Genomic DNA, 14,545 nt, shown 5'->3' with positions numbered 1-14,545 from the left:
GATGAAGATTTAAGGTTTAGTTTAAGAATTTATTTTAAATAAGAGCTTAAAAACAAGGTTTTTAATATACAGTACCATTACATGAAAATAATTTCAATGATTCCTGCACGGTATAGTGCATCACGTTTCCCAGCTAAACTTATGCAAGATTTGGGAGGAAAAACAGTTATTCTTAGAACTTACCAAGCTACCGTAGCGACCAAATTATTCGATGATGTTATTGTGGTTACAGATAGCGATATAATTTATAACGAAATTGTAAATCATGGCGGAAAAGCTATGATGAGTAAAAAAGAACATGATTGTGGTAGCGATAGAATTGCAGAAGCCGTAGAGTTTTTAGATGTAGATGTTGTAATTAACGTTCAGGGCGATGAGCCTTTTACAGATAAAGAATCGTTAACCAAACTTATTGAGGTGTTTAAAAAAGATCCTAATAAAGAGGTTGATTTGGCATCATTAATGGTACACATTACCGACGAAGAGGAAATCAAAAACCCAAATACAGTAAAAGTTATTGTTGATCAGGCCGATTTTGCATTGTACTTTTCTAGAAGTCCAATTCCATATCCAAGAGAAAAAAATGCAGGTGTCCGGTACTTCAAACACAAAGGTGTTTATGCCTTTAGAAAACAAGCTATAATGGATTTCTATAGATTGCCTATGTTGTCTTTAGAAGCTTCAGAAAAAATAGAATGCATTCGTTATTTAGAGTACGGAAAACGTATTAAAATGGTAGAAACGGATGTGCAAGGTGTAGAAATTGATACTCCGGAAGATTTAGAACGCGCAAAGAAATTATGGAAATAGATTATAAAAACATAAAAGTAATTGGTTTTGATGCCGATGATACGCTTTGGGTAAATGAGACTTATTTTCGTGAAGCCGAAGATGAAATTGGTAGGTTATTATCAAAATACGAAACACCAAATAAAATAGATCAAGAGCTTTTTAAAAAGGAAATAAGTAACCTACCGTTATATGGATATGGTGTCAAAGCATTCACTTTATCGATGGTGGAAGTGGCTTTAGAATTGTCGAATTATTCGGTTTCTAATAAAACCATTGAAGCTATATTGAATATAGGCAAAAATATGCTAAATAAGCCTGTAGAGCTCTTAGATGGAGTCGAAGAGGTGTTAGCAAAATTATCAAAAAATTACAGACTTATTTTAGCGACTAAAGGCGATTTATTAGATCAGGAACGTAAACTCGAGAAATCGGGTTTAACGAGCTATTTTCATCATATAGAAGTTTTAAGTGATAAGCAAGAAGGTAATTATTCTCAACTATTGAAGCGCTTAGATGTTAAACCATCAGAATTTTTAATGGTTGGAAATTCTTTAAAATCAGATGTTTTACCTTTAGTGAATTTAAAAGCACAGGCTATACATGTGCCATTTCATACCACTTGGGCGCACGAAGAAGTTACAGAAAAGGAAACCAACGGTAAGGCTTATAAAACCATTCATACATTAACCGAACTTTTAAAACTTATAGATTAAATTGAAAGTTATTGATATAAATACCTGGAATAGAAAACAGCACTTTGAACATTTTTCTGGCTTAGCCGATCCGTCTTTTGCAGTTACCATTCCTTTTAACGTTACTAAGGCATACCAAGCTTCAAAAGATACAAATACTAGCTTTTTTACAAGATATTTGCACGACTGTATGCGAGCAATTAATGAAGTTGAAAATTTTAAATATAGAATTGAAAACGAACAAGTGGTTGTTTATGATGTAATACACACATCACCCACCATTTTAAGAGACGATAATACGTTTGGTTTTTCATTTGTAGCATATAATGAAAATTTAGAAACATTTTCTAATAATTTAGAGGCTGAAAAGAATCGTATTAAGGCTTCAACAGATTTGTTTCCACCAATTAATGGCCTCGATTGCATTCATTGCTCTGCATTACCTTGGGTTAATTTCATAGCACACAAAGAGCCAAATTCTGGCCTCGTAGATAGTGTTCCAAAATTGTCTTTTGGCAAAGCAACAAGTATAAATGATGAATTAATTATGAATGTGTCTGTACATGTTAACCATTCCTTAGTCGATGGATACCATGTTGGGCTTTTTTCTAAGAAATTTCAACACTTTTTAAACCAGTAGAATTTAAATTAATACTATTTTTACATTTCGTAAAAGAAAACCGAACAAATGAGTTATAAAAACTTTCCAATGGTGCCAAGAGTTATATTTGGCAGAGGTAGTTTCAATCAAATAAACGACGTTTTATCCCCAAAACGATCTAGTATCCATGCGCCCTTTATTTTTTTGATAGACGACGTATTTAAAAATAACGCATGGTTAACATCTAGAATAAAGCTTTCTTATGATGATAGAATAATATTTGTTTCATCTAAAGAAGAACCTAAAACTTCACAGGTCGATGAACTTGTTGAGGATATTATATTAAAGTCTAAAGAACGACCGTCTGGAATTATTGGTATTGGCGGTGGGAGTTTGTTAGATTTATCGAAGGCAGTTGCTCTTTTAATTACCAATGAAGGTGAAGCTGAAGATTATCAAGGTTGGGATTTAGTAAAAAACCCGGCCATATACCATGTTGGTATTCCAACAATTTCAGGAACTGGAGCAGAGGTTTCTAGAACAACAATACTAACAGGCCCAAAACTTAAATTAGGAATTAACAGTGATTTTACACCATTCGATCAAGTACTTTTAGATCCTGAATTGGCTAAAGATGTACCTAAACAGCAATGGTTTTATACAGGCATGGACTGCTATGTACATTGTGTTGAATCTTTAAACGGAACGTACTTAAATGAATTTAGTAAAACATACGGTGAAAAATCTTTCGATTTATGTAAAGAAATTTTCTTAAACGGTGATTTATCAGACGAAGAATCGCAAGATAAATTAATGATGGCTAGCTGGCATGGTGGCATGAGTATCGCATATTCTCAAGTGGGTGTAGCGCATGCTATGAGTTATGGTTTATCATTTTTACTTGGGGTAAAACATGGTATTGGTAACTGTTTAGTATTCGATCATTTAGAAGAGTTTTATCCAGAAGGTGTTGCTATTTTTAAGCAAATGAAGGCCAAACACAATATAGAATTACCAAAGGGAATTTGTGAAAATTTAAGCGATGAGCAATTTGATACCATGATCCGTGTAGCCTTAAGTTTAGAGCCACTTTGGGAAAATGCAGTAGGTAAAAACTGGAAAGAAACTATAACTCCGGAAAAATTAAAGGGTATTTATAAAAAAATATAATATGCAGTGGCTGGCCAAAGTTATCTATTTCAAAGTCTTAGGCTGGCAAATTACAGGTAATACAAATTTTTCAAAAGATACGGTAAAAAAAGCCGTAATAATTGCCGCACCGCACACCAGTTGGCACGACTTTTATATTGGAGTTCTTCTACGTGCTGTAGTTCAACTTAAAACCAATTTTGTAGGAAAAAAAGAATTGTTCGTTTTCCCGGTAGCTTGGTTTTTTAGAGCCCTGGGTGGAGCACCAATAAATAGGCAAAATAATGAAAATAAAGTTGATGCTATAGCTAAACTTTTTAGAGATAAGGAAGAGTTTCGAATGACTTTAGCACCCGAAGGCACTCGTAAAAAAGTAGAGCAGTGGCGTACAGGTTTTTACTATATAGCCAAGCAAGCCAACGTTCCAATCATTATGTTTACGCTAGATTTTAAAAATAAGCAAAACAAAATTTCAGAACCATTTTATCCAACAGATAATTCCGAAGCAGACTTTAAAGTTCTTAAAGATTTTTTTAAAGATGTAGAAGGAAAAGTACCCAAATATTCATAAGTCTTATAAATGGCATAATATTTGGAATTGAAAGTTTAGTTGCAGATACTGAAACATAAAGTAAACAATTGTTTGTCCCTAAAAAGAAACAGAATTTTCAACTGAAACCCCAAAAGCTATGTCTCTCAAAGAATATAGCTTTTTTTTATTCCTAATTTTTACATATTTGATGCAATGGTGTTCCCCAAGGGTAGGGCTTTCCGCAGTCGCTTTTTTGTGTTGCAATAGGTGCAACAACACAAAAAGAGCTTCAACAATGCTGCAATCCCTAACGCAACTTATTCGCAATCTATTTGTATAAGCCATGGTTAGTAAATTTTTAAGTAATAAAGGCACAAAAAAATAACTAAAAGAAAATATAAAATCTATATTATTTCTTTATCTTTAATTATTATGATAAAAGACACAAAAATTGCCGTTCTAATCGATGGCGACAATATACCATCGAGATATATTTCTGAAATGATGGAAGAAATAGCCAAATATGGCACACCAACAATAAAGCGTATTTATGGAGATTGGACTAAGCCGCACCTTTCCAAATGGAAAAATGTACTTTTAGAAAATGCTATAACACCAATACAACAATACGGTTATACTACAGGTAAAAACGCTACAGATTCAGCAATGATTATCGATGCTATGGATATTCTATATTCTGAAAAGGTAAATGGTTTTTGCTTAGTATCATCAGATAGTGATTTTACAAAACTAGCAACCAGATTGCGTGAAGCCGCTATGGTGGTTTATGGTATGGGTGAAAAGAAAACACCAAATCCTTTTATTGTTGCTTGCGATAAATTCATCTATTTAGAAATCCTTGCTAAGGATAGCGACGAAGATGAAGAAACAAATAAGGACAAGAAAGGGGTAAAGCCTAAAAAAGAGAATTTATATAATTTAACACCAAAAATCATTAAGTTATTAAAGAACTCTGTGGATGATGCTGCAGATGATGATGGTTGGGCTTTTCTTGGTGATGTTGGTTCTTTAATTCTTAAAAAGCAACCTAACTTCGATTCTCGAAACTTTGGTTTCCAGAAGTTAACACCACTGTTTAAATCTCTACCACAATTTGAAATGGAGCAACGTGATCAAACTAACGGACGCTTTAAGTTGATTTATGTAAAAAATAAATAGTATTTAGAGCTTATCTAAAATTTTATCCATTACCCAACTGGTATGTAATGCGGTTTCACCTGTAGAAGGATGTGCAGCTAATTCATTAAACAAAATTGCTTTCATGTTTTCAACATGTGGTGTTTGGATATGTTTTGGGTTTTCAATAACTAACGATTGAGTTTTAGATTCGCTTTTTAGTACAATGGGGTTTTCATGAAATACAGAGAATTCAATGGTGCCTTTACTACCATAAATAGTAACATGATCTACATGATCACTACATCCAAAATTCCAGGTTCCAGAGCCTGTAATACCATTTTTATGTAACCAAGAAGCGGTAACGGCATCCTTAGCCGAATATAAATTTTGCTGATTTAAACTGAAGCCTTTGGCATCTTCTATATCTCCTAAAAAGAAGGTGAATAAATCTAATCCATGGCTGGCTAAATCATCAAAATAACCTGCGGGTGCAATTTTAGAATCTGTTCGCCAATTATCCTTTTTTAGTAAATCGGTTTGGTTTGCAGGTTTACTTAAATGTGCAGATATATGCCTAACATCTCCAATATATTTATTATCTAACCATTCCTTAATCTTCAAGAATCGCGGTAAAGATCTACGATAATAGGCTACAAATAGCGGAATATTTTTTTCGCTAAAAGCATTGTAAATTTCTAAACTATCAGTATAACTAGGACTTAAAGGCTTTTCAATACAACATGGTTTTCCAGCGGCAGCGACCTTTAGCGCATAACGTTTATGGCTATCTGGTGGCGTTGCTATGTAAACGGCATCAATGGTACTATCATTAATAAGTGCGTCTGCATCTGTATATGTTTTATTGATGTTGTGACGCTTGGCATAATCTTCAAGTTTTTCTTGATCACGACGCATCACGGCTTCAATATTAAAACCATCTGTAAGTTTGTAAGCAGGTCCGCTTTTAACTTCGGTTACATTCCCACAACCTATAATTCCCCAGTTTATTGTTTTCATATAAAAAGCAAAAAAAAGAGAACCGCTAAGTTCTCTTTAATATATTAAGTTGAATATTACTCAGCACTTTCTTCCATGGTATGATATACATTTTGCACATCATCATCTTCTTCAAGTTTTTCTAAAAGCTTTTCTACATCGGCTGCTTCATCCGCAGATAGCGGTTTAGTAACTTGTGGAATGCGTTCAAATCCAGAAGATAAAATTTCAATGTCTCGAGATTCTAACTCCGACTGAATGGCTCCAAAACTTTCAAAAGGTGCGTAAATTAAAATACCATCATCATCGGCAAAAACTTCTTCTGCTCCAAAATCTATAAATTCTAGCTCTAATTCTTCAGGATCTAATCCTTCAGCATTAATTCTAAAATTACAAGTATGGTCGAACATAAATACTACAGAACCAGAAGTACCTAAACTACCATCACATTTATTAAAATAGCTACGCACGTTAGCAACTGTTCTTGTATTATTATCTGTTGCAGTTTCTACTAAAACGGCAATGCCGTGTGGTGCATAACCTTCAAAAATAACTTCTTTATAATCACCTTGGCCTTTTTCACTTGCTTTTTTAATGGCACGTTCTACATTATCCTTAGGCATATTTACTGCCTTTGCATTTTGTATTACGGCACGTAAACGCGAGTTACTTGCAGGATCGGGACCGCCTTCTTTAACAGCCATAACAATATCTTTACCTATACGTGTAAAGGCTTTGCTCATGGCAGACCAACGTTTCATTTTTCTTGCTTTTCTAAATTCAAAAGCTCTTCCCATAATTACATTCTTTTAGTTGATGTGATCTCAATGCATCTTGATATTATAGATGACCAACTTCACTATTTATTGTTATATTTACGCGAAAGCGAAAACACGTTTATTATTTTTAATTGCACAAAGTTAAAAACCTTAAGCAGAAATACAAATTATTCCTCGTCTTCAGGCACTACAATACTATCTATTGCTTTGGCCAGCTTAAAATCTTTAGCTGTTACACCATCTGCATCGTGTGTAGAGATAGATATATTGAGTATATTGTAAACATTACTCCAATCTGGATGATGGTTTAAAGCTTCGCACTCAAAGGCTATACGGCTCATGGCGCTAAAGCAATCTTTAAAATTATCGAATTCAAATTCGGCATGTATTGCGTTTTCATAATATTCCCAATCTGGGTATTGAAGCAATCTTTTTTCTATATCGTCTTCGGAAAGTTTCATCATTATTTATATGTTTTTGAAGACACTAAATTAGTGATTTATTTATGGAAATTAGTCTCATTTTTTTAATTCTGATAAAATATCCTGACTCACCAATTGTAAGTGTTTTGGTAACTTGTTGAATTTTGATAAAACAGCTAAATAGCGCTCATCATTGGTTGTAAAAACTTGCTTGTATTTTACTTTATGTTCTAGGTGAAGGGTTTCTATAATTTCTTTTATAAAATCGTCGTGATGCACTAAATCATTACTTCCCAAATGGAAAATACCCGATTTATTTCGGTTGATGATGTAATGAATTTGCTGCGTTAACTTGTTATCTGAAGTGACATTCATCACTAAATTAGGAAACACTTCAATAGGCTCATTTAAACCTATAAATTGAAGAATCTCTGCTATTCGTGGGGAATGCGCACCAAAAACCATAGGAAGCCTAATAATAGCTATCTGTTTTTTAGGTAGCCGGAGCAGCATGTTTTCAATTTTAATTTTAAAATGCCCGAAAATACTGTTGCTAAGCGTTTTATCTTGCTCGTAACTTGGATATTTGCTATAGGCATCGAATACGTTTGCTGATGATAAAAATATAAGTTTTATTTTAGTTATCAATAGATATTCGGCTAAGTGCCTGTGCAACATCACTTGTTTAGAAAAATCGCCGCGAAGAGCCGAAATAATTATAGTTGGTTTAACAATGTCTAGAATTTCGTAGATATCATCTTCTTCAAAGTTATAATGAAAAAATTGATGATTTTTTTCTAAGGTTTTGTTCGATGTATTATAAGTGCCAAAAGTTCTAAAATAAGGAAAAAGTTCTTTGTAAATGGCACTTCCTAAAAAGCCACTTACCCCTAAAATTAGAATTCTATGTTTACTTTCGCGCTTTATCATACATTAAACCTATTAAGCCATTTAGTAAGTTAGAAATTACTTAGAAAATGGATAACTTTGTTTTAGTCGTAAAAGCTTCTAAAGCCAACATCCCAAGTTTAGAATTTCCTTTTTTATTTAATCCTGGCGACCATGTTGCAATGGTAAAATTATCGGGTAGCAGCGCTACAATACCACCACCGACACCAGATTTTCCGGGTAAGCCCACCTCAAAAGCGAACTCTCCGGCCTCATCGTAAAATCCACAAGTGAGCATTATAGCATTTATACGTTTTGCTTGAGTTTTGGTAAGGCGTACCTTATCCATCATACATATACCTTTGTTTGCTAAAAATGAAAATGTTTTGGTAAGTTGGCTACACGTCATCTCTAATGAACATTGTTGAAAATAGAAATCTAAAACATCGTTTACCGAATTGTCTAAATTTTTAAATGATTTTAGAAGATTGGCTGCTGCATAATTTTTAAAACCTGTTCGTTTTTCAGAATCTGCAACGGCTTGGTTGTATTCTATTGTTTGATCGTTAGTTAAATCGCGTACGTAATTTAAAAAATCGTCTTTTGGGTTTTCTAAATTTGAAAGTAGAATATCTGCAATTACAATAGCTCCAGAATTGATAAAAGGGTTTCGAGGAATACCGTTTTCAATTTCGAGTAAGGCTAATTGATTAAATGGGTGACCAGAAGGTTCCACATCTATACGTTTCCAAATATTTTCACCTATTAAAGACATCGCTTTAGAAAGTGCTAAAACTTTAGAAATACTTTGTATAGAAAATGGTTTATTAAAATCCCCTGCACCATAAGTTTTTCCGTCGGAAGTTCTTAGATGAATCCCGAAGTTTTCCTTACTAATGTGTGCCAACTCTGGAATATAAGTAGCTACGTTACCTTTGTCGGATGCTTGCACGGCATTGATTTCAATACCATCTAAAATTGCTTGAAAATCTAGCATAAGTTATTTGTAAAACGGTAATTTAACCACTGTTGCTGGTACCGCTTTTTTTCTGATTTGAATATTTATTTTACTGTTTACATCTGCAAAAACGGTGGGTACATAACCTAAACCAATACCTTTACCTAAGCTAGGAGACATAGTTCCAGAAGTTACAACACCAATTTTATTACCATTACCATCAACAATATCATAATCATGGCGCGGAATACCACGCTCATCTAATTCAAAAGCAATTAATTTTCTTTCTGGTCCGCGTTCTTTTTCAGCTTTTAAAGCCTTAGAGTTCGTAAAGTCTTTGTTAAATTTTGTAATCCAACCTAAGCCAGCCTCAATAGGAGAGGTGGTGTCATCAATATCATTTCCGTAAAGGCAATATCCCATTTCTAAACGTAGTGTATCCCGAGCTGCTAAACCAATTGGCTTAATACCGTAATCTGCCCCAGCTTTAAAAACGTTGTCCCAAACTTGTTTTACTTCGCTGTTTTTACAATAAATTTCAAATCCGCCACTACCAGTATACCCAGTAGCTGAGATAATCACGTTTTCGATACCTGCAAAATCTCCAACTACAAAGTTGTAAAATTTAATAGCAGCCAAATCATGACTTGTAATAGATTGCATAGCTTCAATAGCTTTTGGGCCTTGAATGGCGAGTAAAGAATAATCTTCGCTTAAATTCTTCATTTCTGCTCCAACATCGTTTTTAGACTGAATCCAATTCCAATCTTTTTCAATATTACTGGCATTAACTACTAAAAGATATGTTTCTTCTTTTATTTTATAAATAATTAAATCGTCTACAATACCGCCTTTATCATTTGGTAAACAACTGTATTGTGCTTTTCCAATAGTTAATTTTGAAGCATCGTTACTAGATACTTTTTGAATTAAACTTAGTGCGTGTGAGCCTTCAATTAAAAATTCACCCATATGAGAAACATCAAAAACACCAACGCTAGTTCTTACGGTTTCATGTTCAGCATTTACACCTTCATATTGAACAGGCATATTATATCCTGCAAAAGGTACCATTTTAGCTCCTAGAGTTTCGTGCGTTTGCGTTAAGGCTGTGTTTTTCATCTAAGCTTGTATTTTTATTATTTTATAAATATTAGTGATTCAATTTCAGAAAGCAAATGTATTGAAAAAATATAGATTTACTTTTAATCTATTATTATGATATATTTATACTAGCTTATAGCGGGCGTATTGATAATTATTTCAAAAAGAAAGGAATAGATTATAGATTAAAAGCATTTTGAAGTTTTTTTTTGAAAAAATAATTTACCAAACTTGCTTTTAATCGATAAAAGCGTTTCTTTTGTCTGTAGAACTTTCCAAATGGAACCAACAATAAGGACTCTTAATTTTAAAGATTTAAAGCGTAAAACTTTTTTTAAGCACGCTATCCGTATTTATTTATCTGCTACACTATTTACTGGAGCTTATACTGTTTTTAATTATAATCAAGACTTAACAGCTTCAGCATTTCTAATTATACTCCCTTTTATAAGTTTTTTTGTGAGCGTCTATTTTTTTGTAATACGCCGTAATTATTTAGCTGGACCATATATTGTTTACATTACACTAGGAAGTGCCTTGGTTGGTCTGTCTTATTTGGAAGGTTTAATGTCTGGATATTATTGGTTTCAATTGGTTATGCTTTTTTGCTTACCATACGTTATTAGACACGAAATATATTTTCAAAAACATACTAATATTCTATATGCGGTAATCATTTCATTAATGGTTATTACTGTTGTGGTTTCTCCATTGTACTCAAATTATTACACCCATCTAACGAAAGACGAAGTACATTTAAAATTTGTTATCAATTCATCGGTTGCTTTTATACTCATAATGATTTTTTCACTACAAGCACTTGGTCAAAGTAAATCTTTTATAAAAAAAATATTTAGTGATAAGGAAGATGCGGAAAACGAGAAGGACCGAAGAACTAGAGTTTTATCTAACCTTGGACACGAGTTACGTACGCAAATTAATAGTATTAATGGTGTTACCCAATTAATTTTAGGTAATGAAAACAGCAAGGCCACGACCAAGAAGTACTTTGAAATTTTAGACTATTGTAATGATAACATGCTATTATTGGTTAACGATATGTTAGATATTCATAAAATTGAATCAGGACGCTTTGAGTTATTTAATGAACCTAAGGAACTTTATGATTTTTTGAATAAAATTACAATTCCTTTCATTAATAAAGCCGAAGAAAAAAACTTAGAACTCCATTCTTGCATTGATAGTAAATTAAAAGATATTATTGTTGATTTAGATGGAAAACGTTTTGCTCAAGTTGTGCATAATTTGATATCGAATGCTATTAAATTTACTGAACAAGGTAAAATTTCCTTTTCGGCAGAAGTTGTTGAATTAGCTAATGATATGGTATCTGTGCATTTTGTGGTTCAGGATACCGGAATAGGTATAGCTCCTAAAAACTTAAAGAAAGTGTTTGAGAGTTTTCATCAAATTAAAAATGAAAAAAATCCAGTATACGGTGGCACAGGTTTAGGTTTGGCTATTTCTCAATCAATTATAATAGCCATGAACTCTGAGATAAAAATAGAAAGTAGATTAAACAAAGGTACGCGATTTCAATTCCCTTTAACTTTAGAACGCGTTGAATTAACTCCCAAGAAATTGATAAACAAAGAAACTTTTAATGATGATTTTTCATTGAATTCAACCTTATTATTAGTAGAAGATAATATGGTTAGCATGATGTATGCTAAAAAACTATTAGAAAAGCACGTTCCAAAAATATATAAAGGAACAAACGGTCTTGAGGCTATTGACCAAATAAAATTACACAAAGATATAGATATTGTGCTTTTAGATTTAGAAATGCCTAAAATGAATGGTTTTAAAGCTATTGGTCATATTAAAAAATATAGACCAGATGTAATCGTTATTGCCTTTACCGCGAATATACCAAGTACTGAAATTATTGATAAATTGGATACTTTAGGTTTCGATGATATATTATCTAAACCTTTTAGCAAAGAAGATGTTTTTTCGATTTTGAAAAAGTATGATAAAGTGTTAACGACTTAGTATAATAAGTACACCTTCTATATAAGGCCTTCATATATAAAACAAAAACGGTTTTACAACTAAACACGCTAGAGTGTTTATGTTTGTAAAACCGTTTTTTAGGTTGATTTTTTAAGCTTTAGCTTAATAAGAAATCTTTTAAATCGTTATAAGTTGCAATAGAAATGGCAACTTTTTCACCTCCCATAACCGATTGTATTTGCTCAGGAAGTGGTTGTTTTTCTTTTATAACTTCTTCTACAACATCTAAGAATTTTGTTGGGTGAGCAGTTTCTAAAAATACGCAATGTGCGTTAGGGGTATCTTTTAAGTAGTTTTTAGAACCTAAATAACCAACAGCTCCATGCGGATCTGCAACATAATTGTATTTATTGAAAATTTCTAACATCGCTTCTCGAGTTTCATCGTCTGAAAAACTATAAGAAGAGATGTTTTCTTTTAAAGCACTAAAGTTGTTTTTATAAATTTCTTGAATACGAATAAAATTGCTTGGAGCACCAACATCCATAGCATTACTAATAGTTTGCACAGATGGTTTTGGCTCGTACTTTTCAGAATCTAAATAACGTGTTACCACGTTGTTTTCGTTATTAGAAGCAATAAAATGCTTAATCGGTAAGCCTAATTGTTGAGCCATCATTCCGGCACAAACATTACCAAAATTTCCACTTGGCACAGAGAACACAATGTTATCATGAGTATTATGCAACTGCTTGTAAGCAAACATAAAATAGAAAAGTTGTGGTAACCACCGTGCCACATTAATAGAGTTGGCCGATGTTAGCTGCATTTTACTTGTTAAGGTTTCGTCTAAGAAAGCTGTTTTTACCATAGCTTGGCAATCATCAAAAGTACCATCTACTTCTAATGCTTTTATGTTTTGCCCTAAAGTTGTAAGTTGCATCTCTTGAATATCACTCACTTTTCCACTAGGATAAAGTATTACCACATTTACGCCTTTAACGCCTAAAAAACCATTAGCAACAGCGCCACCAGTATCTCCAGAAGTGGCAACTAAAACAGTAACCTCGTTGGTATTATCTTTGTTAAAATAACCTAAACAACGCGCCATAAATCTAGCACCAACATCTTTAAAAGCCATAGTTGGCCCATGGAATAACTCTAAAGTAGAAATATTGTCATTAAGCTTTACAACAGGGAAATCGAAAGATAATGTTTCTTCAACTATAGTTTTTAAAACATTTTCAGGTATTTCTGGTGAAACAAATTGTTTAATAGCTTCAAAAGCAATCTCAGTATGAGATAGGTTATCAATATTATCGAAAAATGACTTTGGTAAAGGTGTAATACTTTCAGGGAAGTACAAACCTTTATCTGGCGCTAATCCCTTTATAACCGCATCTTTGAACGATGTGTTTGCTGCTTCTTTGTTTAATGAGTAGTAGTTCATAATTTATGAAAACCTGCCTAAGCAGGAAACTATTTATTATTAATTTATAATTCTTAAGTGTGATTTTCATTAGCGTCTAAAAGACGAGATTAATCAAACTTAAACTATTTTAACGCCTTCTGTATTAATTTTAGAAACGTGAATATCAAATTCAATTCCTGTGTTTGCATAAACGCTATTAATAGCTTCTTTTATGTTGTTTGCTGTTTTCAGACCTTTGCTCAATGAAAATATTGAAGGTCCAGAACCCGATATACCACAACCTAATGCGCCAGCCTGTAATGATGCCTTTTTCACATCATTATAATTGGGGATTAACTTACTTCTATGCGGCTCTACAATAACGTCGTGCAGTGAGTCTTTAAGTAAATTATAATCACTAGTATGCAAGGCATGTACTAAGCTGCCCACATTAGCCCATTGGGTTATAGCATCGTTAAGTGCCACTTCTTTTGGAAGTACGGCACGAGACTCTGATGTTTTAATTTCTATCTGAGGATGTATAATGGTGGCGTACAAATCCGTTGGTGATGGAATTTCTAATATTTGAACAGGATTAATACTCTTCACTAAAGTAAAACCACCAAAAAGGGCAGGAGCGAGGTTATCAGCATGTTCGCATTTGCTTGCAATGGCTTCACCTTTAATAGCAAAAGCTGTTAGTTCTGTTTTATTAAACGGACGCCCTAAGAGTTCGTTCATTCCAAAAACACTGCCAACGGCACTTGCAGCACTGCTCCCAATACCACTACCAGGTTTTATGTTTTTATATATTTCAATTTCAAAACCAAAATCGACATCAATCGCGTTGTACATGGCTAAAGCCGAAACGCCAGCAACGTTTAACTCAGTTTCATAAGGCAAATCGAAACCAACAATTTTAGTTATAAAAATTCCTTTTTTATCGGTTTTTCTAATCACCATATCGTCGCCAACACTATCTAAACAGAATCCTAAAACATCGAATCCGCATGATACGTTGGCAACGGTTGCCGGTGAAAATATTTTTATTTCGTTCATTCCAAAAGTTCTTTTGTTATTTCCACGAAGGTGGAAATCTCATCA

The 14,545-nt window shown here is 33.2% G+C and carries 15 protein-coding genes; 7 read left to right on the top strand and 8 right to left on the bottom strand.

Features of this window, described 5'->3' with window-relative positions; all coding sequences use genetic code 11:
• Positions 1–81 precede the first annotated feature (81 nt).
• The 6 genes from kdsB (at position 82) to ACJJV4_RS01975 (ending at position 4,945) form a co-directional block, all read left to right on the top strand.
• On the top strand, positions 82–810 hold the full coding sequence (kdsB, locus tag ACJJV4_RS02000; RefSeq protein WP_405291583.1) for a 3-deoxy-manno-octulosonate cytidylyltransferase: 729 nt from the start codon (positions 82–84) through the stop codon (positions 808–810).
• Complete coding sequence (locus ACJJV4_RS01995) at positions 801–1,505, top strand: HAD family hydrolase (RefSeq protein ID WP_405291581.1); 705 nt, start codon at positions 801–803, stop codon at positions 1,503–1,505. The genes kdsB and ACJJV4_RS01995 overlap by 10 nt, the downstream gene beginning before the upstream one ends.
• A 1-nt stretch (position 1,506) precedes the next feature.
• Positions 1,507–2,124 carry a CatA-like O-acetyltransferase gene (locus ACJJV4_RS01990; RefSeq protein ID WP_405291579.1) on the top strand — a complete coding sequence of 206 codons (618 nt, stop codon included), beginning with the start codon at positions 1,507–1,509 and terminating at the stop codon, positions 2,122–2,124.
• 48 nt (positions 2,125–2,172) lie between these two features.
• Positions 2,173–3,255 (top strand): iron-containing alcohol dehydrogenase family protein, encoded by a 1,083-nt coding sequence (locus tag ACJJV4_RS01985; protein WP_405291577.1) that lies wholly within the window; start codon positions 2,173–2,175, stop codon positions 3,253–3,255.
• Between the two features lies 1 nt (position 3,256).
• Complete coding sequence (locus tag ACJJV4_RS01980) at positions 3,257–3,805, top strand: 1-acyl-sn-glycerol-3-phosphate acyltransferase (RefSeq protein ID WP_405291575.1); 549 nt, start codon at positions 3,257–3,259, stop codon at positions 3,803–3,805.
• A gap of 393 nt (positions 3,806–4,198) precedes the next feature.
• A complete protein-coding gene (locus ACJJV4_RS01975) occupies positions 4,199–4,945 on the top strand; it encodes an NYN domain-containing protein (protein ID WP_405291573.1) in 747 nt (248 codons plus the stop codon).
• Positions 4,946–4,948: 3 nt separating this feature from the next.
• Here ACJJV4_RS01975 and ACJJV4_RS01970 read toward each other — a convergent pair whose 3' ends face one another.
• The 6 genes from ACJJV4_RS01970 to gcvT form a co-directional block, all read right to left on the bottom strand.
• A complete protein-coding gene (locus ACJJV4_RS01970) occupies positions 4,949–5,923 on the bottom strand; it encodes a Gfo/Idh/MocA family protein (RefSeq protein ID WP_405291571.1) in 975 nt (324 codons plus the stop codon).
• Positions 5,924–5,979: 56 nt separating this feature from the next.
• On the bottom strand, positions 5,980–6,699 hold the full coding sequence (locus tag ACJJV4_RS01965; protein WP_405291569.1) for a YebC/PmpR family DNA-binding transcriptional regulator: 720 nt from the start codon (positions 6,697–6,699) through the stop codon (positions 5,980–5,982).
• A 149-nt stretch (positions 6,700–6,848) separates the two neighbouring features.
• Positions 6,849–7,145: a 4a-hydroxytetrahydrobiopterin dehydratase gene (locus ACJJV4_RS01960; protein ID WP_405291567.1), complete on the bottom strand. Its 297-nt coding sequence runs from the start codon at positions 7,143–7,145 to the stop codon at positions 6,849–6,851.
• Between the two features lie 54 nt (positions 7,146–7,199).
• Entirely contained in the window at positions 7,200–8,033 is an 834-nt protein-coding gene (locus tag ACJJV4_RS01955) for a sugar nucleotide-binding protein (RefSeq protein ID WP_405291565.1), read from the bottom strand.
• Positions 8,034–8,073: 40 nt separating this feature from the next.
• Positions 8,074–8,988, bottom strand: a complete 915-nt coding sequence (locus tag ACJJV4_RS01950; protein WP_405291563.1) for a glutaminase — start codon at positions 8,986–8,988, stop codon at positions 8,074–8,076.
• Positions 8,989–8,991: 3 nt separating this feature from the next.
• Complete coding sequence (gene gcvT, locus ACJJV4_RS01945) at positions 8,992–10,071, bottom strand: glycine cleavage system aminomethyltransferase GcvT (RefSeq protein ID WP_405291561.1); 1,080 nt, start codon at positions 10,069–10,071, stop codon at positions 8,992–8,994.
• 261 nt (positions 10,072–10,332) lie between these two features.
• Here gcvT and ACJJV4_RS01940 point away from each other — a divergent pair, with 261 nt between their 5' ends.
• Complete coding sequence (locus tag ACJJV4_RS01940) at positions 10,333–12,069, top strand: hybrid sensor histidine kinase/response regulator (RefSeq protein ID WP_405291559.1); 1,737 nt, start codon at positions 10,333–10,335, stop codon at positions 12,067–12,069.
• A 118-nt stretch (positions 12,070–12,187) separates the two neighbouring features.
• Here the strand turns inward: ACJJV4_RS01940 and thrC are convergent, their stop codons facing one another.
• Positions 12,188–13,480 (bottom strand): threonine synthase, encoded by a 1,293-nt coding sequence (gene thrC, locus ACJJV4_RS01935; protein WP_405291557.1) that lies wholly within the window; start codon positions 13,478–13,480, stop codon positions 12,188–12,190.
• A gap of 99 nt (positions 13,481–13,579) precedes the next feature.
• Positions 13,580–14,500 (bottom strand): homoserine kinase, encoded by a 921-nt coding sequence (locus tag ACJJV4_RS01930; protein WP_405291555.1) that lies wholly within the window; start codon positions 14,498–14,500, stop codon positions 13,580–13,582.
• Positions 14,501–14,545: the final 45 nt, after the last annotated feature.

Source organism: Algibacter sp. Ld11 (assembly GCF_045066735.1).
GTDB lineage: Bacteria > Bacteroidota > Bacteroidia > Flavobacteriales > Flavobacteriaceae > Algibacter.
This window is presented reverse-complemented; position numbering and strand designations above follow the sequence as displayed.

Bases quoted from the DNA above. Each gene is read 5' to 3' on its own strand.
- ACJJV4_RS01995 (WP_405291581.1), top strand. From the start codon at position 801: ATGGAAATAGATTATAAAAACATAAAAGTAATTGGTTTTGATGCCGAT.
- ACJJV4_RS01960 (WP_405291567.1), bottom strand. From the start codon at position 7,145: ATGATGAAACTTTCCGAAGACGATATAGAAAAAAGATTGCTTCAATAC.
- kdsB (WP_405291583.1), top strand. From the start codon at position 82: ATGAAAATAATTTCAATGATTCCTGCACGGTATAGTGCATCACGTTTC.
- ACJJV4_RS01985 (WP_405291577.1), top strand. From the start codon at position 2,173: ATGAGTTATAAAAACTTTCCAATGGTGCCAAGAGTTATATTTGGCAGA.
- ACJJV4_RS01980 (WP_405291575.1), top strand. From the start codon at position 3,257: ATGCAGTGGCTGGCCAAAGTTATCTATTTCAAAGTCTTAGGCTGGCAA.
- ACJJV4_RS01950 (WP_405291563.1), bottom strand. From the start codon at position 8,988: ATGCTAGATTTTCAAGCAATTTTAGATGGTATTGAAATCAATGCCGTG.
- ACJJV4_RS01930 (WP_405291555.1), bottom strand. From the start codon at position 14,500: ATGAACGAAATAAAAATATTTTCACCGGCAACCGTTGCCAACGTATCA.
- ACJJV4_RS01940 (WP_405291559.1), top strand. From the start codon at position 10,333: ATGGAACCAACAATAAGGACTCTTAATTTTAAAGATTTAAAGCGTAAA.
- gcvT (WP_405291561.1), bottom strand. From the start codon at position 10,071: ATGAAAAACACAGCCTTAACGCAAACGCACGAAACTCTAGGAGCTAAA.
- ACJJV4_RS01965 (WP_405291569.1), bottom strand. From the start codon at position 6,699: ATGGGAAGAGCTTTTGAATTTAGAAAAGCAAGAAAAATGAAACGTTGG.
- thrC (WP_405291557.1), bottom strand. From the start codon at position 13,480: ATGAACTACTACTCATTAAACAAAGAAGCAGCAAACACATCGTTCAAA.
- ACJJV4_RS01955 (WP_405291565.1), bottom strand. From the start codon at position 8,033: ATGATAAAGCGCGAAAGTAAACATAGAATTCTAATTTTAGGGGTAAGT.
- ACJJV4_RS01975 (WP_405291573.1), top strand. From the start codon at position 4,199: ATGATAAAAGACACAAAAATTGCCGTTCTAATCGATGGCGACAATATA.
- ACJJV4_RS01970 (WP_405291571.1), bottom strand. From the start codon at position 5,923: ATGAAAACAATAAACTGGGGAATTATAGGTTGTGGGAATGTAACCGAA.